General features: G+C 52.2%; 1 pseudogene. It reads left to right on the top strand.

What is annotated here, in order from left to right:
* Nucleotides 1-387 (top strand): annotated as a pseudogene (locus AAEY83_RS13095) (IS5/IS1182 family transposase); the annotation flags it as partial.

The raw sequence follows: 387 nt of genomic DNA, 5'->3' as shown, positions 1-387 counted from the left end.
ATCGTGCATCATGAAGTGACTCAGGACAGCGATGATCGCAAGCAACTTGAACCGATGGCCAAGGCCGCCAAGGAACAACTTTCGCAGGATGAACTGACGGTCACCGCGGATGCGGGCTATTCCAATGGCAAGCAGTTCCAGGCATGTGAGGATGAGAACATCACGGCTTATGTGCCTGTGGCGTGATCACTCAACTCCTGCGGCAAGGAACAGATATTTTTCGATTGAACAGCATTTGCCTACGATGCGTCGCAAGATCGATATCAATGCCCTGCCGGAAAATGGCTGATCTTTAAGCAGATCAGCAATAAAGGCCGGATCTACCAAGCGAAGGTCAGCGACTGCGCAAGCTGCACGATTAAAGCGAAGTGCACCGACGCCAAACGC

The sequence above is a fragment of the Psychrobacter sp. TB20-MNA-CIBAN-0197 genome, from assembly GCF_040309765.1.
Taxonomy (GTDB): Bacteria; Pseudomonadota; Gammaproteobacteria; order Pseudomonadales; family Moraxellaceae; genus Psychrobacter; species Psychrobacter submarinus.
Note: the sequence above shows the minus strand (reverse complement) of the source record. Positions and strands in the feature narration are given on the sequence as shown.